Genomic DNA, 19,046 nt, shown 5'->3' on the forward strand with positions numbered 1-19,046 from the left:
GGAGCGAGCTTTGCGAGTTACTTCGGGTAACCCGCGCGCTTCATCTCGCGTTCGGTGGTTTGCTGGGCAGCGGTCAGCGCCTGGTCGACCGTGGTCTGGCCGATCAGCGCGGCCGAGAACAGCTTGCCGACCTGGGTGCCCACGCCTTGGAATTCAGGAATGGTCACCAGTTGGATGCCGATGTAAGGCACAGGTTTGTGGGTCGGTTTGCTCGGGTCAGCCGCTTTCAGCGATTCCAGCGTGACTTTGGCAAACGGCGCGGCGCTCATGTACGCGTCGCTGTAGGTCGAGGCGCGGGTGCCCGGCGGAACGTTGGCGATGCCATCGGTCTTGGCGACCAGTTCGCCGTATTCCTTGGAAGTGGCCCAGGCGCTGAACTCTTTGGCGGCGTCCTTGGCCTTGGAACTGGTCGGAATCGCCAGCGCCCACGAGTACAGCCACGCCGAACCTTTGTCGGTGACCTGATGCGGCGCGTAGGTGAAGCCGACGTGATCGGCGACCTTGCTTTGGGTCTTGTCGGTGACGAACGAGCCGGCGACGCTGGCGTCGACCCACATTGCGCATTTACCGCTGTTGAACAGGGCGAGGTTTTCGTTGAAACCGTTGCTGGATGCACCGGGCGGGCCGGACTTCTTCATGGTGTCGACGTAGAAGTTCAGCGCGTTTTTCCATTCCGGACCGTTGAATTCCGGTTTCCACTGCTCATCGAACCAGCGCGCGCCATAGGCATTAGCCACGGTGGTGATGAGCGCGATGTTTTCACCCCAGCCGGCCTTGCCGCGCAGGCAGATGCCGTACTGCTCCTTGTCCTTGTTGGTGAGTTTTTCGGCGAAGCCGGCGATCTGTTCCCAGGTCGGACGCTCCGGCATGGTCAGGCCGGCGTCCTTGAACAGGTCGGTGCGGTAATAGGTGATCGAGCTTTCGGCGTAGAACGGCAGGGCGTACAGCGAACCCTTGACCGACAGACCTTCGCGCACCGACGGGAACACATCGTCGAGGGCGTAATTGGCCGGCAGATCCTTCATCGGTTCGAGCCAGCCTTTTGCACCCCAGAGTGCGGCTTCGTACATGCCGATGGTCAACACGTCGAACTGACCGCCCTGGGTGGCGATGTCGGTGGTCAGGCGTTGACGCAGAACGTTTTCTTCCAGCACCACCCAATTGAGCTTGATGTCCGGATGCTCGGTCTCGAAGGTTTTCGAGAGCTTTTGCATGCGGATCATGTCGCTGTTGTTGACGGTGGCGATGGTCAGGGTCTGGGCGCCAAGGCTGACGCTGCTGAGGGTCATGCAGGTGAGGGCCAGCAGAGCTTTTGCAGTGGGTTGCATCGTGCACTCCTTTTCTGCACCCGGCGGGGGCAGAAGGACAGTTATTGTTTTTGTGTTCTTCCGGCGGGGGAAGAATGTGCACTGATTACAGCCTTCTAACGCAGGGCTGACAAATCATCCCTAGCACTTGAATCGATACTTTTTTGCACTCGGGATTGGCGTGATAAACGCAGGGAAGGGCGTTTCAGCAGGGCGGCAGCCATGAATCCGTACAGGTTTTACCCGGTCAGCCGTGGTTTTGCTCGGTCAGGCGCTGCACCACCAGCCGCCGATAATGCGACGGCGTCATGCCTTTGAGCTGCTGAAAGCGCCGATTGAAATTGGAAATATTGTTGAAGCCCGACTCGAAACACACCTCGGTCACCGGTTTGTCGCCGTCCGCCAGCAGTTCGCAGGATTTGCTGATGCGCAGACGATTGACGAATTCGATGAAATTGCGCCCGGTGGCCTGTTTGAACACGCGGCTGAAATACGTCGGCTTCATGCCCAGATGCTCGGCGACTTCCTCCAGCGGCAATTCGCGGGCGTAGTGGGCGAAGATGTAATCCACCGCCCGGTTGGTGCGGTCAATGTTGTGCTCGTCCGCCAGTTGCGGGGTGGTTGCGCCGGACAGGAGTTGGTAGTCGTCGGTGGCGGCCAGCAATTCCATCAGGATGAAAAAATGCCCGAGGCGGGTGATGCCTTTGGTATCGGCGATCTTCTGCAGCAGGTTCGTCGCTTGGCGAATGGTGCGCGGGCAGCGGAACTCTATGCCGTACTGCGCACGCTCCAGCAGCGGCGCCAGAGTCTTCAGCTCGGCGAACACCTGATGACCGCTTTCGAACAGCTCATCGGTGAAGTTGACCAGCATGTCGCGCTTCTCGACCACTTCGTCTTCGGCCACCTGGCTGATCCAGTTGTGCGGCAGATTTGGGCCGGTCAGGAACAGCGTCTGCGGGTAGAAATTACCGATGTAGTCGCCGATGAACACCTTGCCCGAACTGGCCACGATCAGGTGCAGTTCGTATTCCTTGTGAAAGTGCCAGCGCACCAGCGGGCAGGGGAAACCGTGCTGGCGATAGATGATGGACAACCCGTTGTGGTCATCCATCAGTTCATAAGAGGGGTCGGTGACGCGGGCTGTTCGGGTCATGGCTGGATGCTTTTCTTGTTATCGCCAGGTGATCATGCCTCTTGTCGCGCCGGTTGCGCCAGTTTCCATTGCGGCTCAGCGCGAGCGTTGTTCGGCCTTGATCACGTTGGCGACCCGGCAAAACTCCATCAGGTCGGACTCTTCCATGAAGTCGACGTTAATGATGTTGCACTTCAATGCCCAATCACTTTTATCCAGATCGAACCAGTCGTTAAGCGAACCATGGATATCGACGGGACCGCCCAGCGCGGTGTAACTGGTGGCGGACAGAGACCAGGGTCTCCAGCTGCCTGGCGGGTTTTGCAGAACACGCTCAATGAACTTCTTCAACTCACCGGGGCTGGTGATGCCGTTTCCGGACCATTGATGATCGATATGGCTGTGGAATAACTTGTGGTCCAGTTGCCAGTGCGAGATGGCTGCAGCAAAGACCCGTTGTGTCTTGTTGACTTGCTTGAGGTCTCCAAGGCTGAGGGACTGATTGTTGCGCGGGATCATGCGATGTCCCAGATACTGCTCCATCAGTTTGTTGAAGTGGTCGTAATCGAAGTTGTCACCGTCCAGGCTGTGAAAATCCAGAACAATGAACTCGTCGGGGTTGTTTTCAAGAAAAGTATTGATGTCTACCACTAGGTTTCCCAACGTTCGGGAGTTTCGATGGCCATTGTGGTGCATGACGAATTTCTCCAGGCCTTCGGCCTTGGCGTTATGGGCCAGGCGAATGTCGAGCGCCCGGGCCCCATGATTCAGCTGCGCATGAAAACTGTCATGCTGACACGCCAGCCAGTGCCGCGGAGGGCCTAAAAGCGGGTAGGAGGCGCTCCAGTCACTGCCTGCGTTGTGAGTGCCGGGCAACGTCAGTTCGCTGATGTTCAGCGAGTCAATGGCGGGGGTCGCGCCCATCCAGTTGGAAGTGCTCATGATTACATCCTGCATAATTTATTGAATAAGAATGGCGTCTTGTTGAATATTCAAGGTGCCACTTGCAGGATGTTTATAAGGTTTAAGCGTTTGGCTGGCTATTCGAGGAGTGATGCAAGTTGTTGGGTATTGTATTTATAGTTTTCCAGAGCATTTATTTGTTCTGGTTTTTGGCCTCGATCCACTGAGCCATATATTGCGTGCTCTTGTGTGAATGATGTCGCAACATGCTTCCAGTAAAATTTTTACGTCTTAGTTGGGTAATGTTGTCTCGGCACTCCAGCAGTTTATTGATCAGTGCCGGCCCATGAATGGCTTGCGGATAAACATTCTTGAGTAGCGCGTACCCCTGAGACTGGGCCGCATGCCAACGGGCTTCGTCGCGATACAGTTCCACCGCGGCATTGGCCAGTTCCTGCGCCGTACGGCAAACAGCGCCCGGCCAAGGCTGGTCGGTGTGCATACCCTCGGCGCCGATGGGCGTGGTGATACTCGGCGTGCCGCAGAGCATCGCATCAATCAATTTGCCCTTGATTCCGGCGCCAAAACGCAAGGGCGCCAGGCAGATGCGCGCATCGGACATGACCTGCAACGCATCCTCGGCCCAGTTCATGATGTGAAAACCCTGGGCGGTGTTGTGCAAGGCCGCTGCCTTGGGCGGCGTGTAGGCGCCGTAGAGGTGCAGTTGGGCTTTTGGCAGTTGCTCGCGAATCAGCGGCCAGACGGTGGATTTCATCCACAACACGGCGTCCCAGTTCGGCGCGTGACGGAAGTTGCCGATACTGAGGAAATGCGCACGTTCCTCGAAGGGTTTCGCTGGCGTGCTCGGTGGCTCGACCATCAAGGGGCACCAGTGCAACAGTTCGGGTGGCAATTTGAACTGGTGCACCAGCAACTCGATTTCCACCTGCGAGATCATCAGGTTCAGGTCGCAGCGATACAGCGCGGCAATCTCGCGTTTGGCCAGATCGGTGTCCGCCATCAGCTCGAACTCTTCAGCCAGCGCCGGGGCAAACAGCTCAGCGAAGTCGTTGGCGTCATCGCTGAGCTTCAGCCGGTCCTTCAGCCGCTGATGCCGTGCATGCCGCAAGCTTTGCAGGTCCGAAGTTTCCAGTACTCGCAGGGCGTCGGGACAATGTTTCTCCACGCGCCAGCCGAACTGTTCTTCGATCATGAACTGGTCGAACAGCACGATATCCGGGGCGAGTTCGCTGATGAAGATGTCGAAGCTGCTGTTATTCAGTTCAATCGGGACTTCGCGAATGCCCAGAGCAGTCAGATCGGCGCGATGTTCACCGGTGCCGGCCGGGCTGGCAAAGGTGATTTGCCAGCCCTGTTGCAGGAATGTCTCGAGAATCTGCATCACATGCCCGCTCGCGGCGGAGGAGCGGGGTTCCGGCCAGACGTAACCAATGACGAGGACTTTGGTTGCGGGCTGACTCATGAGAAACGGTTCCTGGGACGAATTGACGGAAAAAAGGCGCGCGGATTAGACCATAACCCACGTGTCGAGTGATCCGTTTTTATCGGGTGTACGTCGGGCAAGTCCGAGCGGGAAGGCCGTCGGCGTGACAGCCTTATTAAGGCATTGAAGTCTCGTGTTCAGGATTGTCCGAGAACCGCTTTGACCTTGTCGCGCAGTTGATCAATGGAAAACGGCTTGCCAATTACATGCATGTCCGCCGGCACTTCAATGGTTTCGGCATAACCGCTGGCAAACAGAATCGGCAATGCAGGGCGAATATTGCGGGCCTCAGTGGCCAGCTGACGGCCATCCATGATCGGCAGGCCGACGTCGGTCATCATCAGGTCGATGTGCTGGTTCACGTCCTTGAGGATTTCCAGCGCCTGTTCGCTGCCGTCCGCTTCCAGGACCTTGAACTCCAATTCCTCCAGCACGTCGACGATCAGCATGCGCACGATAGCGTCGTCTTCTACTACAAGGATGGTGGACGCAGTGCTGGACATAGTGGCGGCTCTCAAGAATGGGTGATGGGGCGCCGGTCGATCAAAAATGCCGGGCTCTTGCATGAGTAAGTGGCGCATAGCCACAAGTTCCCGGATGGATACAAAAAAGCATAGGCGCAAACGGGCGGGCAAGGATAACCGTTGGCCTGGGATTCGGCGCGGGCAATTGTGGGAAAACAGTACTAAAACTGTGAGAAAAATGGATCCATGCCGCCGTTTTGGGGCAAACTCCCTGGTTTTCAACAGTTCGACAAGGCTGCCACATGTCCTCTCCGTCTTCGGTTGATGAGCAACGGTTTCGCAAACTCCTGAGCCGCAACGTCAGTTTGCCGTTGGGCGTCGGCGTCGTCAGTGCCGTGTTCTTCGTTTCGCTGATCACTTATCTGTTGTCCGTGATCCAGTGGGTGGAGCACACCGACCGGGTGATCAATAACGCCAACGAAGCGGTGAAACTCACCGTGGATCTGGAAACCGGCATGCGCGGGTTTCTGCTCAGCGGCGACGAGCACTTCCTCGACCCGTACGAGACGGCCAAGCCGCGCATCGCCGTGGCGCTGAGCACCTTGCTCGAACTGACTGCCGACAATCCGGTGCAGACCGATCGCCTGCGCCGTCTTCAGGCGCTGCAAGCCGAGTGGGCCACCTATGCGCAATCGATGATCGACCTGCAACGCACCAGCGGTGACTACAAGGCCGCGGTCAAGGCGGGGAAGGGCAAGCGCCTGACCGATGAAGTGCGCAAGCAGTTTGACGATGTGATTGAAACCGAACAGTTGCTGCGCGCCTCACGCAACGAAGACGTGCGCCGCACCACGATCTGGAGTATCAGCCTTTATCTGCTGTTCGTGGCCGGCATCAGCGGTCTGCTGGCCTATGTCGGCCGGCGCGATCTGCTCAACCTTTCGCAAAGTTATGGCGCGACCCTGGCGGCACAAGAAGCCAGCGCCCATCGTCTGGAGCAGCAAGCCTGGCTGCGCAACGGTCAGACGCAGCTTGCCGAGCAGGTCCTGGGGCAACTGACGCTCAACCTGCTGGGGCGCAACATTCTGCAGTTCTGCGCCCAGTACCTGGGCACCGCCGTGGCGGCGCTGTATGTGCGCGAAGAACATGGCGGCCTCAAGCGCGTGGCGACTTACGGTTTCTCCCGCGAGCAGGAACAACAGGAACAGTCGATCTACAGCGATGAAGGCATTGTCGGCCAAGTTGCGCAGCAGGCGCGGCTGATTCGACTGGATTCGGTGCCATCCGACTATTTCAAGGTCAGTTCCGGTCTGGGCGAAGGCCTGCCGCACAGCGTTCTGGTGGTACCGACCAGCGATGACGACCGGGTCAACGGCGTCATCGAACTGGGTTTCCTGCGTCCGCTCTCCGACCGCGATGTTGCGCTGCTGGAACTGATCGCCGGCAACATCGGCACGTCCATCGAAGCGGCGCGCTATCGCCAGCGTTTGCAGGAAGTGCTGGCCGAAACCCAGCAGCTCAACGAAGAGTTGCAGGTGCAGCAGGAAGAGCTGAAAACCGCCAACGAAGAGCTGGAAGAACAGTCGCGGATTCTCAAGGAATCCCAGGCGCATCTGGAAACCCAGCAAGTCGAGCTGGAGCAGACCAACGAGCAACTGGCCGAACAGGCCCAGACCCTGGCCGAGCAGCGCGACGCCATGGATCAGAAAAACACCGAGCTCAATCAGGCCCAGGTGCAGCTCGAAGAACGCGCCGAAGAATTGCAGCGTTCGAGCAAGTACAAGTCCGAATTCCTGGCCAACATGTCCCACGAGCTGCGCACGCCGCTGAACAGTTCGCTGATCCTGGCCAAGCTGCTGGCGGAAAACCCGCAGGAAAACCTCAGCGCCGAGCAGGTCAAGTTTGCCGAGTCGATCTACTCCGCCGGAAACGATCTACTGAACCTGATCAACGACATTCTCGACATTTCCAAGGTGGAAGCCGGCAAACTCGAGGTGATGCCGGAAAACACCAGCGTCGCGCGTCTGGCCGATGGCTTGCGCAGCGTGTTCGAACCGCTGGCGGCGGACAAGAAGCTGACCTTCAACGTCGAATTGCAGCCTGATGCGCCGATCACCCTGTTCACCGACCGCCAGCGTCTGGAGCAGGTGATCAAGAACCTGTTGTCCAACGCCGTGAAATTCACCGAGCAGGGCACAGTCAGCCTGACCATCGCCGGCCAGCCGGACGACCGCATCGCCTTCATCGTGCGCGACTCGGGGATCGGGATTGCGCAGGATCAGCAGGAAAGCATTTTCGAAGCCTTCCGCCAGGCCGACGGCACCACCAACCGCAAATACGGCGGCACCGGCTTGGGCCTGTCGATCTCCCGGGATCTGGCGACGTTGCTCGGCGGTTCGATCAGCGTCAGCAGCGCGCCGGGGCAGGGCAGTGCCTTCACGCTGGTGTTGCCGCAGCAATACAGCGAGCCGGGCGATACGCCGGTTATGCCGCTGACCTTCAGCCCGCCGGCTTCTACTCCGGTCATCGCGCCTGTCGCAGCGGTTTCGCCTCTGGCGCCTGTCGACATCCCGCGCTTCAACGATGACCGCAACAAGGCACCGTTCGCTACCCGTTGCATTCTGGTGGTGGAAGACGAGCCGAATTTCGCTCACATCCTTTACGACCTGGCCCATGAACTAGGTTATCAGTGCCTGGTCGCCCATGGCGCCGATGAAGGTTATGACCTGGCGAAAGAGTTCGTGCCGGACGCGATCCTGCTGGATATGCGCCTGCCGGACCATTCGGGCCTGACCGTCCTGCAACGCCTGAAAGAACACGCCGAAACCCGCCATATCCCGGTGCACGTGATTTCCGTGGAAGACCGCGTCGAAGCGGCGATGCACATGGGCGCCATCGGTTACGCCGTCAAACCGACCACCCGCGAAGAGCTCAAGGACGTGTTCGCCCGTCTCGAGGCCAAGCTGACCCAGAAGGTCAAACGCGTGCTGCTGGTCGAGGACGACGATCTGCAACGGGAAAGCATCGCCCGCCTGATCGGCGACGACGACATCGAAATCACCGCTGTGGGCCTGGCGCAAGACGCGCTGGAGCTGCTGCGCACGACGATCTTCGATTGCATGGTCATCGACCTGAAGCTGCCGGACATGCTCGGCAACGACCTGCTCAAGCGCATGTCCACCGAGGACATCTGCTCGTTCCCGCCGGTGATCGTCTACACCGGACGCAATCTGACCCGCGATGAAGAGGCCGACCTGCGCAAGTATTCGCGCTCGATCATCATCAAAGGCGCGCGCTCACCGGAACGTCTGCTGGACGAGGTCACACTCTTTCTGCACAAAGTCGAATCGCAGTTGTCCCATGAACGGCAGAAGATGCTCAAGACCGCCCGCAGTCGCGACAAGGTCTTCGAAGGGCGCAAAGTTCTGCTGGTGGACGACGATGTGCGCAACATCTTCGCCCTGACCAGCGCGCTGGAAACCAAGGGTGCAGTCGTGGTGATCGGCCGTAACGGTCGCGAGGCGATTGAAAAACTGAATGAAGTCGAGGACATCGACCTGGTGCTGATGGACGTGATGATGCCGGAAATGGATGGTTTTGAAGCCACCATGGAAATCCGCAAGGATCCGCGCTGGCGCAAGCTGCCGATCATCGCGGTGACGGCCAAGGCCATGAAGGACGATCAGGAGCGCTGCCTGCAGGCGGGCGCCAATGATTACCTGGCCAAGCCCATCGACCTGGATCGTCTGTTCTCGCTGATTCGCGTGTGGTTACCGAAGATGGAACGCATTTAGTGGAACGTAGTAATCACGTTGAACGAAACAGTGAAATCGAGCTGCGGTTGCTGATCGAGGCGATTTATCTCAAATACAGCTATGACTTTCGCGATTACTCTGGCGCCTCGATCAAGCGCCGGGTGCAACATGCGCTGAGCCAGTTCGAGTGCGCGACCATCTCGGCCTTGCAGGAGAAAGTCCTGCACGACCCGACGGCGTTCATGCAGTTGCTGCAATTGCTGACGATCCCGGTCAGCGAGATGTTCCGCGATCCGTCGCACTTCCTGGCGATCCGTCAGGAGGTGGTGCCGCTGCTCAAGACCTATCCGTCGATCAAGATCTGGATCGCCGGCTGCAGCACCGGCGAGGAGGTCTACTCGATGGCGATCCTGCTGCGCGAAGAGGGTCTGCTCGACCGCACGATCATCTACGCCACCGACATCAACCCGCGCTCGCTGGACAAGGCCAAGCAGGGGATCTTTTCGATGGAGAACGTGCGCGCCTACACCGCCAATTATCAGCAGGCCGGCGGTCAGCGCTCGTTCGCCGACTACTACACTGCAGCCTATGGCTACGCGATTTTCGACAAGAGCCTGTGCGAGAACGTGACCTTCGCCGATCACAGCCTGGCGACCGATAGTGTATTCTCCGAAACTCAATTAATTTCGTGTCGTAACGTATTGATTTACTTCAATAAAAAACTTCAGGATCGAGCGTTCGGGTTGTTTCATGAGTCGTTGTGTCATCGTGGTTTTCTGGTGTTGGGCAGCAAGGAAACTTTGGATTTCTCCGGCTACTCCAACCAGTTCGAACCGCTGGTGAAACAAGAACGGATCTACCGCAAATCATGAACAGTGCAGCGGAATTGCCTCGGGTCGAGGCGATTGTGGTCGGAGCTTCCGCCGGTGGCGTCGAGGCTTTGTTGACGATGCTCGGTTCACTGCGGGCCGGGTTCGGGCTGCCGATCATCATCGTGCTGCATCTGCCGGAAGAGCGCCGCAGCCAGCTCGCCGAGGTGTTTGCCCGGCGAGTGGCGCTACCGGTCGCTGAGGCCATCGATAAGCAGGACATCACCCCCGGCACCGTGTACTTCGCGACGCCGGGTTATCACCTGTCGGTGGAGCAGGACCTCAGCCTGTCGCTGAGCCTTGAAGACCGTCTGCATCATTCGCGGCCTTCGATCGATTTCCTGTTTGAGTCCGCCGCCGATGCCTACGGGCCGGCGCTGGTCGCGGTATTGTTGACCGGTGCCAACCACGATGGCGCGCGGGGCCTGGCGCAAGTCAAACGCCAGGGCGGGCTGACCATCGTGCAAGACCCGGACGAGGCGCAGGTCGCCACCATGCCCCGCGCGGCACTGAAGACACATCAACCGGATTACATACTTCCCATCCACGGCATCGGCCGTCTGCTTGTCGAGCTGGAACGAATCGCATGCTGAGTAATATCCAGGCAAAACTGCTGATCGTCGACGATCTGCCCGAGAACCTGTTGGCCCTCGAAGCGCTGATCAAACGCGAAGACCGCACCGTCTATAAAGCGCTGTCGGCGGACGAAGCGCTGTCGCTGCTGCTGCAACACGAATTCGCCATGGCCATTCTCGACGTGCAGATGCCCGGCATGAACGGCTTCGAGCTGGCCGAACTGATGCGTGGCACCGAGAAAACCAAGAACATCCCGATCATCTTTGTCAGCGCCGCCGGCCGTGAACTCAATTACGCGTTCAAGGGCTATGAAAGCGGTGCGGTGGACTTCTTGCACAAGCCGCTGGATATCCACGCGGTGAAGAGCAAGGTCAACGTCTTCGTCGACCTCTACCGCCAGAGCAAGGCGATGAAGCAACAGGTCGAAGCCCTCGAGCAGAGCCGTCGCGAACAGGAAGCGCTGTTGCAGCAACTGCAAAGCACCCAGGGCGAACTGGAGCAGGCCGTGCGCATGCGCGACGATTTCATGTCGATCGTCGCCCACGAAGTGCGTACGCCGCTCAACGGCCTTATCCTCGAAACCCAACTGCGCAAGATGCACCTGGCCCGGGACAACGCCGCCGCGTTCACCCTCGACAAGATGCACGCCATGGTCGACCGCGACGAGCGCCAGATCAAAAGCCTGATCCGCCTGATCGAGGACATGCTCGACGTGTCGCGGATCCGCACCGGCAAGCTGTCGATCCGACCGAGTCTCTTCGATCTCGCGCAGTTGGTCGGCACTCTGCTGGAGAATTTCGCTCAGCAGATCGAAGCGGCCGAGACCGAGGTCAGTTTCACCGCGACCGAGCCGGTGGAAGGGCAGTGGGACGAGTTCCGTATCGAGCAAGTGGTGTCGAACCTGCTGACCAACGCCTTGCGTTATGGCGGCAAAAGTCCGATCCAGGTTCGGGTTTATCGCGAAGGAAACGAAGCTCGGGTCGAAGTTCAGGACCAGGGCATCGGCATCAGCGAGGAGAACCAGAAACGCATTTTTCAACAGTTCGAACGGGTCTCTGCCAAGACGGTGGTGGCCGGCCTCGGACTGGGTCTGTTCATTTCCGAGCAGATCGTCGCCGCCCATGGCGGCTCCATCGTCGTCGAAAGCAAGATCAACGAGGGCGCCCTGTTTCGCGTTTGTCTGCCGCTCCAGGAAAACGGCAAAACAAACGCAACCTCTGAGTGACCACACGGTCGTATCAGCAGCTATTGACCGAACAAAGGCTTCCCATGAGCGTAGATGCACAAGATGTAGTACTCGTCGTCGAGGACGAACCGGTGATCCTGATGGTCCTGACCGATTATTTGTCAGGCCAGGGCTATCGCGTATTGCAGGCCGAAAACGGCGAGCAGGCGTTCGAGATTCTGGCGAGCAAGCCGCATCTGGACATGTTGATTACTGATTTCCGCCTGCCTGGCGGGATCTCCGGCGTGCAGATCGCCGAGCCCGCCGTCAAGTTGCGCCCTGATCTGAAGGTGATCTTCATCAGCGGCTATCCGCAGGAAATCCGCGAGACCGGCAGCCCTATTACCCGCCGGGCGCCGATCCTGGAGAAACCGTTCGATCTGGATGTGTTGCAGGAGAAGATTCAGGAACTGCTGGCCTGAGGCGTTAACCGCCTCAGCTCTTGATCATTTCCCGCACCTTCGCCGTCAACAGATCGAAGGTGAACGGCTTGGTGATCATCTGCATGCCCGGGTCGAGGAATCCGCCGCGCACCGCCGCGTGCTCGGCATAACCTGTGATGAACAGGACCTTCAGGTCTGGCCGGTATTGCCGGCCGATTTCCGCCAGTTGCCGACCGTTCATGCCGGGCAGGCCGACATCGCTGATCAGCAGATCGATACGTTGCTCCGAATCCAGAATCGGCATGGCACCGTCAGCGTCGCCGGCTTCAACAAACCCGTAACCCAATTCACTCAATACCGCGCTGACCAGCACGCGCACGGCCGGGTCGTCTTCGACGATCAAGACGGTTTCGCCTTCCACGGCGTTCGGCGCCTGCTCCGTGTCCGCTGGCGCGTGAGGCAGTGACTCACCCTGGAAGCGCGGCAGATAGAGTTTGACCGTGGTGCCCTCGTCGATTTTGCTGTCGATCGACACATGACCACCGGATTGCTTGCTGAACCCATAGATCATCGAAAGGCCCAGCCCGGTTCCCTGGCCGATTGGTTTGGTGGTGAAAAACGGGTCGAACGCGCGATTGATCACGCTCTCCGGCATGCCGCAGCCATTGTCTGTCACGCTCAATACGACGTAATCACCGGGCTCAAGATTGCTATAGGTCGCGGTGTAGTCGCGATCCAGCACCTGATTGCCCGTCTCGACCACCAGATTGCCGCCGTCGGGCATCGCGTCGCGTGCGTTGATCACCAGGTTGAGCAGGGCGCTTTCCAGTTGGTTGGGGTCGGCCTCGGCCACCCACAATTGTTCGTGCAGGCGCATGTCCAGCTGAATGCTTTCGTTGAGGCTGCGTTGCAGCAGTTCGCCCATCGACTGCACCAGCTCGTTCATCTGCACGGCTTTGGAGTCCAGCGACTGGCGACGGGAGAACGCCAGCAACCGATGGGTCAGGCCGGCGGCGCGGTTGGCCGAGGTCACGCCGAGATCGATCAGGCTGTCGAGGTCGTCGGTGCGGCCACGGGCCAGTCGCCGGCGCAGCAATTCGAGGCTGCCGATGATACCGGTCAGCATATTGTTGAAGTCGTGGGCGATCCCGCCGGTGAGTTGGCCGACCGCTTCCATCTTCTGCGACTGGCGCAGGGCTTCTTCGTTGTGCCGCAGCTGCGCGGTACGCTCTTCGACTTGTTGCTCGAGGGTTTCGAGGGTCGATTGCAGACGTCGCTCGCTATTGCTCAGATCGATCAGGCGGTCGCGGGCCTCGTACTGTCGTCGTCGCCCGCGCAGGGCGGTGGAAATCAGGCTGACCAACGTTGCCGGATGAAAAGGGCGCTCAAGGAACGTCACGTTGCCCAGTAATTTGCTGAGCTGCGACGAAGGGCCTTGTTCGGATCCGCCGTGATGGGTGAGCAAGACAATTGGCAAGTCCGACCACGCCGGTTGTTGCTCCAGATACAGCAGCAAGCCTTCGAGCTCCGGACCATTCAGGGCCTCGGCCGCGATCAGCAGCAGCCCGGCGCCGGGATCAAGTTCGGTGCACAGGGTGGCCAGATCGGGCGTGATCAGGCCACCGTAACCCGCCTCGTTGAGAATCATCAGCGCAACCTGGCTGTCGCGACCCAGGGGCGCGAGGATCAACGCCCGTTCCGACAGCGGTACGGTGACGGTCACAAGTTGTCATCCTTGAGCAGCGGGTTACTCGCGCCGAGGTAGGTGGGGACGCCGCGCAGCACGCCCTGGAAGGCTTCCAGCGGCTCACCGATGGTCATGCCTTGCGTGGAAATGCGGTATTCGCGAATGGTCGATTCATGGCTGCCGGTGCGTTTCTTGATGATCGAAATCGCCCGGCGTACCTTGCCGAGGGCTTCGAAGTAGCGCAGCAGAATCACCGTGTCGGCGAGGTAGGTGATGTCGACCGGAGCCTGCATGTCGCCGACCAGACCGTGCTGGGCGACGGTCATGAACGTCGCGGCGCCTTTGCGGTTCAGGTACAGCAACAGCTCGTGCATGTGCAGCACCAGCGCGTTTTCTTCCGGCATCGCGGCTTGATAGCCGTTGATGCTGTCGATCACCACGGTCTTGATGTCACCTTCATCGACGCAGCGTCGCACCCGGTGGGAGAACTCGCCGGGCGACAGCTCGGCGGCGTCCACTTGTTCGATCAGCAGATTGCCGGTGGCCTGCAGGGCCTTGAGGTCGATGCCGATGTTCTTCATGCGTTCGAACAACAGACCCAGTTCTTCGTCGAAAATGAACAGCGCAGCCTTTTCACCACGCGCCACGGCTGCTGCCGCGAAAATCATGGTGATCAAGGATTTGCCGGTCCCCGCCGGGCCCAGAATCAGCGTGCTGGAGCCGGTCTCGATACCGCCACCGAGCAGGGCGTCCATTTCCTTGATGCCGCTGGATAGTTGCAGCCGTGGGTAATCGCCCCGGTGCTCGGCCGCCACCAGACGCGGGAAGACGTGTACGCCATCGCCCATGATGGTGAAGTCATGGAAGCCACCACGGTATTTCTGGCCGCGATACTTGATCACCCGCACGCGACGGCGTTCGGCGCCATAGTTGGGGGTCAGTTCTTCGAGGCGGATCACGCCGTGAGCGACACTGTGCACGGTTTTGTCGAGGGATTCGGTGGTCAGGTCGTCAAGCAGCAATACCGTGGCGTCGTAGCGCACGAAGTAATGCTTGATCGCCAGGATCTGTCGACGGTAGCGCAGGGAGCTTTGCGCCAGCAGGCGGATTTCCGAGAGGCTGTCGAGTACGACCCGGGTGGGTTTGAAGCGCTCGACCACTTCGAAAATCTGCTTGGTTGCTTCACCCAGCTCAAGGTCCGAGGAGTACAGCAGACTTTGATGATGCTCGGCGTTGAGCAGGCTTTCCGGGGGAGTCAGCTCGAAAATTTCGATGTTTTCGTTCAGTTCCCAACCGTGGGACGCCGCACCCTGGCGCAACTCGCGCTCGGTTTCGGACAGCGTGATGTACAACGAACGTTCGCCGGCACGGGCACCGGCCAGCAAAAAATGCAACGCGACTGTGGTTTTACCGGTTCCAGGCTCGCCCTCCAGCAAGAAAACATGACTGCGGGACAAACCACCGGCCAGGATATCGTCGAGACCCTCGATGCCGGTGGCGGCTTTTGCACTGATCAACGCGTTCGATGTAGACAAAAAATGCCCTCTCATGACTAGGGGAAACGAGGCAGCGGGCGCCGGACGCCGTTTTGGCACTGCCTGATTACTTGACCCTTTGCCGAGACGGCGGTTCCGAGTTTCTTGCAGGATGTGTCGAGAAGGCAGTTAGAGGCCTTGCTGAAGCGAGGGATCGTCTGGATTCATCTGTTCGAGCTGAGCCAGCAGGATCTGCACGTTCTGCAACTGACCGCTTTCTTTCCAGTAGTTGATCAGCAACACCCGTGCCTTGCGATCGGCAGGGTGACGCTGGACGATTTCCTGCAGCTGCTTTTGCGCCGCTTCCAGTTCTTCGGCGCTGTGCAGGGTGGTAGCGAGGTCGTAGCGATAGTCCTTGTTGTCGGGCTCGAGCTCCACGGCTTTGGACAGGCCGAGCAGGGCGTACTCGCGTTGATCGTGATGCAGAAGCCAGAGGCCCAGCGCGTGTTGCAGATAAGCCGAATCGGGTTGGGCCTTCAACTGTCGGGCAAGTAATTGTCGTGCGGCATCGCTCTGGCCCTGACGGTCGAGCACTTCGATCTGCATCACCAGTGCCGGCAGGTTGCCCGGGTCGAGGCGCAGGGTTTGTTCCAGCGCTTCCTGTGCCTGTTTCAGTTCGGCGTTGTGCAGATACAGGCGCGCCAGTTGCACGTAGTTGGCGGCGCTTTCCGGCTGGGCCTTCAGCGCCTGCTCCCACACGTCGATGCCTTGCTGGAGCGGAGCGAAATACAGGCCCAGTTGATCCGGAGACAAGCCGAGCAGGGCGTTGATCGCAGCAAAGCGTACGGTTTGATCCTCATCGTCGAGTAACGGGCCCAGCAGCAGGCTGCGCTGACCGCCCGGCACCAGACCGGTCACGCTTTTGATTGCCGCCAGCCGCACGTCCGGCGATTCGTTTTGCAGATCGGCATCCGCCAGTTTCAGGGCCTGCGGGCTTGGGTAATTGGGCAGCTCGGCATGCAGCCAGACACGCCGCTTGACCGACAGATCCGGACGCCCCAGTTGCTGATACAAAACCCGCGCGGCACCCGGTTGGCCAGCCCGAGCGGCGGCCAGCGCTTCGCTGTACCCGTGCTTGATCGCTTCCGGCACCACGGGCGCAGTACTGCGCAATGACAGCCAGCCCACGAAGAGGACCAGCACAAGGCCGAGGCTGATGAGCAAATAGCGGCGAGACTGAGGCATGCGAATTTCCGAAACTTTCGTTTTGTAGCGGAGGTCGCAAGCTTCTGTCAGCTCGCGCCGTGAGTCAAACCCTCTGCCTGATATGACCTACTACAGGCGTTGAATCGACCTACAGCTTGTGTCGACCCTGTTCGCCGTCATGCCCTCCCTGCAGTGTCTACGCTTGCAGAAGTTGTTTTGAAGAGGCTACCCATGCAATTCCTGCTTATTTATTTCAAGGCGGTGATCCACCCCAGCCAGGCCGTGCTGCTGTTTGGTTTGCGCACCATTGCCGCCGGATTGCTGACGTTGTACCTGGCGTTCCTGTTCGATCTGGATCAGCCGAAGTGGTCGATCATGGCTGTGGTGATCATCAGCCAGCCACTGGCCGGGATGGCGTTGGCACGCAGCTTCGGGCAAATCATCGGGACAACCCTTGGTGCAGTGGTGGCGGTGCTGCTGATGGCGATTTTTCCTCAGGCGCCGTTGCCGTTCATTACGACGCTCGCGCTATGGCTGGCTCTGTGCACGGCCGGCGGCACGTTGCTGCGCTACACCAGTTCCCAGGCGTTCGTGCTGAGCGGGTATACCGCCGTGGTGGTGGCGCTGCTGGCGATTCCGGATCAGGACGGCACCTTTCTCCTGGCGGTGACCCGGGTCACCGAAACCTTGCTGGCGGTGGCGTGCGTATGCGTGGTCAGCCTGCTGACGGCGCGGCCCGAAGCGGTATCGCGCAACTATTTTGCGAAGGTCGATCAGGTGATCAAATTGGTCGCCACCCATTCAGCCGCCGTGCTGCGCACTGAAGAAAGCGAAGTGGATTTTCAGCGCCGGCAAATGCAGCTGCTGGGAGAAATAAGCGCCCTCGAAGGCCTGCGTCGGCATTTGTACTTCGATGCTCCGCGCCTGCGCAGTGCCAACAATCTGGTGCTGTTGCTGGGCAATCAACTGATGCTGCTGACTTCGCGCCTGACCGCGTTGCGCCACCAGCGGGAATTGCTCACCGAACGCTGGGAGGGCGATCTGCCGCTGGATATCCAGCAATTGCGTGCCGAGGAGCTGGCACTGCTCGACCAGCTCGCACAACAAGGGCGCTCATTGCCAGCCGAGGTGCGGCACCAGTTCGTCGCGCTGCAACAGCAATTCGAAGCGCTCGCCTACAAGGCCGAACAACTGACGGAAGACATGAGTGCAACCCTGCGCTCGCTGGCCTGGGCATTGCGCTGGGAACAGGCGCGGCTGTTGCAGCAGCTGGAGCAGATTCTCGAACTGAGCGACGCGATACAGGAAGGGCGGGAGGCCAGCTGCATGTTCCGTGGCCAGTCCAGCCCCTTGCACCTGGATTTTACCCTCGCGACGATGAACGCCATCCGCGCCTTCAGCGCGTTGCTCGTGGCCGGGTTGATCTGGATCGAAACCGCTTGGGACGGCGCGCGGGGCGGGATGATTCTGGTGGGGATTCTGTGTTCGTTGATGGCGACGTTTCCGCGCCCGTTGGTTGCTGCGCAAAGTTACGCGCGAGGGTTGGGACTGGCCCTGGTGGTTTCGGCGTTTTATCAGTTCATGCTGGTCCCGGCGATCAGTGATTTCGAAATGTTGGCCTTGCTGCTCGCGCCGCTGCTGTATGTGATCGCGGTCGGATTGTCCAGCCCGGCCACCGCCGGTATTGGCATGGGACTGGGGCTGTCGAGTTTCCTGATGCTCGGTCCGCAGAACGTCGGCACTGGGCAGAACACCGCCATTCAATGGTTCGAATTCGCCGGAGCCTATGTCAGTGCAGCGATGCTGGCTCTGATTGTCTATGCCTGGATCTTCCCGTTCCGCCCGGCCTTTCGAATCAGGCGCTTTTATAACGAGGCGCGGGAGCAGGTCTACCAACTGACCAAGAGTCCGGCCACCGATGAGCAGCAATTCGCCTTCGAAAGTCGAATGGTCGATCGCCTGACCTCGATGCTGGGCGTGCTGCCGGCCGCCAATGATCGGGATATGCAGCGTTTGTATGAAATCAGTCTCGCCTGTGTAGCGCTGGGCGTGGCCATGCACCAGCTCAGGCAACAGGCACAGAACAATACTCTGCTCACTGACGCATTCGGTCGGCAGCTGTCGACGGCATTGCGTCAGACCGGCCGTTTCGTCGCCGGCCGACCGGACGTGCGCCTGACACCGTTGCTGACTACGCTGCATGCGCTTGGCGATGAGCTGGATGCCTTGCATGTCGCCACCCATGAGCACTTGTGGTCGGTGTTTCGCATGCGTGTGGCCCTTTTGATCGTGGTGTCGTTTCTGGAGCGACATGGCGAGCATTTGCAGCCCGACCGTTCTGAAGGAGGGCCCGTCCTTGCCCATTGATTTCGAGATCGGCGGCGTTTACCTGCCTCCCATCGCCCAGGCCCTGTTGCTGGCCATTCCGGTTTTTCTGCTGCTCGACTGGGGTTTGCGCCGGCTTGGCGTCCTGCGTTTTGTCTGGCACGAGGCGCTGTTCGAAGGCGCCTTGTACGCCTGTGTATGCGCCGCACTGATTTTGCTGATGGGAGCCTGAAAC

The 19,046-nt window shown here is 59.5% G+C and carries 15 protein-coding genes; 7 read left to right on the forward strand and 8 right to left on the reverse strand.

Features of this window, described 5'->3' with window-relative positions; translation table 11 throughout:
- Positions 1-17: 17 nt before the first annotated feature.
- The 5 genes from PMI24_RS12905 to PMI24_RS12925 all read right to left on the reverse strand — a co-directional run bounded on the left by PMI24_RS12905 (position 18) and on the right by PMI24_RS12925 (position 5,349).
- Positions 18-1,328 carry an ABC transporter substrate-binding protein gene (locus tag PMI24_RS12905; protein WP_007954515.1) on the reverse strand — a complete coding sequence of 437 codons (1,311 nt, stop codon included), beginning with the start codon at positions 1,326-1,328 and terminating at the stop codon, positions 18-20.
- Between the two features lie 226 nt (positions 1,329-1,554).
- Complete coding sequence (locus tag PMI24_RS12910) at positions 1,555-2,460, reverse strand: AraC family transcriptional regulator (RefSeq protein ID WP_007954518.1); 906 nt, start codon at positions 2,458-2,460, stop codon at positions 1,555-1,557.
- A 75-nt stretch (positions 2,461-2,535) separates the two neighbouring features.
- On the reverse strand, positions 2,536-3,381 hold the full coding sequence (locus tag PMI24_RS12915; RefSeq protein WP_007954520.1) for a hypothetical protein: 846 nt from the start codon (positions 3,379-3,381) through the stop codon (positions 2,536-2,538).
- Between the two features lie 154 nt (positions 3,382-3,535).
- Positions 3,536-4,825 carry a glycosyltransferase gene (locus tag PMI24_RS12920; RefSeq protein WP_007954529.1) on the reverse strand — a complete coding sequence of 430 codons (1,290 nt, stop codon included), beginning with the start codon at positions 4,823-4,825 and terminating at the stop codon, positions 3,536-3,538.
- 158 nt (positions 4,826-4,983) lie between these two features.
- Entirely contained in the window at positions 4,984-5,349 is a 366-nt protein-coding gene (locus PMI24_RS12925) for a response regulator (RefSeq protein WP_007954531.1), read from the reverse strand.
- 263 nt (positions 5,350-5,612) lie between these two features.
- Here PMI24_RS12925 and PMI24_RS12930 point away from each other — a divergent pair, with 263 nt between their 5' ends.
- From PMI24_RS12930 to PMI24_RS12950, 5 genes are read left to right on the forward strand one after another with little or no spacing between them, the layout of a single operon-like run.
- The gene (locus tag PMI24_RS12930) at positions 5,613-9,104 is read left to right on the forward strand and encodes a response regulator (protein ID WP_007954532.1); all 3,492 of its coding nucleotides are present in this window, start codon (positions 5,613-5,615) and stop codon (positions 9,102-9,104) included.
- Complete coding sequence (locus tag PMI24_RS12935) at positions 9,104-9,937, forward strand: CheR family methyltransferase (protein WP_007954533.1); 834 nt, start codon at positions 9,104-9,106, stop codon at positions 9,935-9,937. Before PMI24_RS12930 ends, PMI24_RS12935 begins: the two co-directional genes overlap by 1 nt.
- Positions 9,934-10,527 (forward strand): chemotaxis protein CheB, encoded by a 594-nt coding sequence (locus PMI24_RS12940; protein ID WP_007954534.1) that lies wholly within the window; start codon positions 9,934-9,936, stop codon positions 10,525-10,527. Before PMI24_RS12935 ends, PMI24_RS12940 begins: the two co-directional genes overlap by 4 nt.
- Complete coding sequence (locus PMI24_RS12945) at positions 10,521-11,735, forward strand: hybrid sensor histidine kinase/response regulator (protein WP_007954535.1); 1,215 nt, start codon at positions 10,521-10,523, stop codon at positions 11,733-11,735. The genes PMI24_RS12940 and PMI24_RS12945 overlap by 7 nt, the downstream gene beginning before the upstream one ends.
- 44 nt (positions 11,736-11,779) lie before the next feature.
- Positions 11,780-12,157 carry a response regulator gene (locus PMI24_RS12950; RefSeq protein WP_007954537.1) on the forward strand — a complete coding sequence of 126 codons (378 nt, stop codon included), beginning with the start codon at positions 11,780-11,782 and terminating at the stop codon, positions 12,155-12,157.
- Between the two features lie 13 nt (positions 12,158-12,170).
- Here PMI24_RS12950 and PMI24_RS12955 read toward each other — a convergent pair whose 3' ends face one another.
- From PMI24_RS12955 to PMI24_RS12965, 3 genes are all read right to left on the reverse strand, one after another.
- Positions 12,171-13,841 (reverse strand): ATP-binding protein, encoded by a 1,671-nt coding sequence (locus tag PMI24_RS12955; protein ID WP_007954539.1) that lies wholly within the window; start codon positions 13,839-13,841, stop codon positions 12,171-12,173.
- A complete protein-coding gene (locus PMI24_RS12960; protein ID WP_007954541.1) occupies positions 13,838-15,340 on the reverse strand; it encodes an ATPase domain-containing protein in 1,503 nt (500 codons plus the stop codon). Before PMI24_RS12960 ends, PMI24_RS12955 begins: the two co-directional genes overlap by 4 nt.
- 129 nt (positions 15,341-15,469) lie before the next feature.
- A complete protein-coding gene (locus PMI24_RS12965; RefSeq protein WP_007954543.1) occupies positions 15,470-16,525 on the reverse strand; it encodes a tetratricopeptide repeat protein in 1,056 nt (351 codons plus the stop codon).
- A gap of 192 nt (positions 16,526-16,717) precedes the next feature.
- On the opposite strand from PMI24_RS12965, the gene PMI24_RS12970 reads away from it, so the two are divergent.
- Positions 16,718-18,853 (forward strand): FUSC family protein, encoded by a 2,136-nt coding sequence (locus PMI24_RS12970; RefSeq protein ID WP_007954544.1) that lies wholly within the window; start codon positions 16,718-16,720, stop codon positions 18,851-18,853.
- On the forward strand, positions 18,843-19,043 hold the full coding sequence (locus tag PMI24_RS12975; RefSeq protein WP_039768281.1) for a DUF1656 domain-containing protein: 201 nt from the start codon (positions 18,843-18,845) through the stop codon (positions 19,041-19,043). The genes PMI24_RS12970 and PMI24_RS12975 overlap by 11 nt, the downstream gene beginning before the upstream one ends.
- The last annotated feature ends 3 nt before the right edge of the window (positions 19,044-19,046 follow it).

The sequence above is a fragment of the Pseudomonas sp. GM25 genome (assembly GCF_000282255.1).
Taxonomy (GTDB): Bacteria; Pseudomonadota; Gammaproteobacteria; order Pseudomonadales; family Pseudomonadaceae; genus Aquipseudomonas; species Aquipseudomonas aphyarum.

Bases quoted from the DNA above. Each gene is read 5' to 3' on its own strand.
- PMI24_RS12905 (WP_007954515.1), bottom strand. From the start codon at position 1,328: ATGCAACCCACTGCAAAAGCTCTGCTGGCCCTCACCTGCATGACCCTC.
- PMI24_RS12910 (WP_007954518.1), bottom strand. From the start codon at position 2,460: ATGACCCGAACAGCCCGCGTCACCGACCCCTCTTATGAACTGATGGAT.
- PMI24_RS12915 (WP_007954520.1), bottom strand. From the start codon at position 3,381: ATGAGCACTTCCAACTGGATGGGCGCGACCCCCGCCATTGACTCGCTG.
- PMI24_RS12920 (WP_007954529.1), bottom strand. From the start codon at position 4,825: ATGAGTCAGCCCGCAACCAAAGTCCTCGTCATTGGTTACGTCTGGCCG.
- PMI24_RS12925 (WP_007954531.1), bottom strand. From the start codon at position 5,349: ATGTCCAGCACTGCGTCCACCATCCTTGTAGTAGAAGACGACGCTATC.
- PMI24_RS12930 (WP_007954532.1), top strand. From the start codon at position 5,613: ATGTCCTCTCCGTCTTCGGTTGATGAGCAACGGTTTCGCAAACTCCTG.
- PMI24_RS12940 (WP_007954534.1), top strand. From the start codon at position 9,934: ATGAACAGTGCAGCGGAATTGCCTCGGGTCGAGGCGATTGTGGTCGGA.
- PMI24_RS12945 (WP_007954535.1), top strand. From the start codon at position 10,521: ATGCTGAGTAATATCCAGGCAAAACTGCTGATCGTCGACGATCTGCCC.
- PMI24_RS12950 (WP_007954537.1), top strand. From the start codon at position 11,780: ATGAGCGTAGATGCACAAGATGTAGTACTCGTCGTCGAGGACGAACCG.
- PMI24_RS12965 (WP_007954543.1), bottom strand. From the start codon at position 16,525: ATGCCTCAGTCTCGCCGCTATTTGCTCATCAGCCTCGGCCTTGTGCTG.
- PMI24_RS12970 (WP_007954544.1), top strand. From the start codon at position 16,718: ATGCAATTCCTGCTTATTTATTTCAAGGCGGTGATCCACCCCAGCCAG.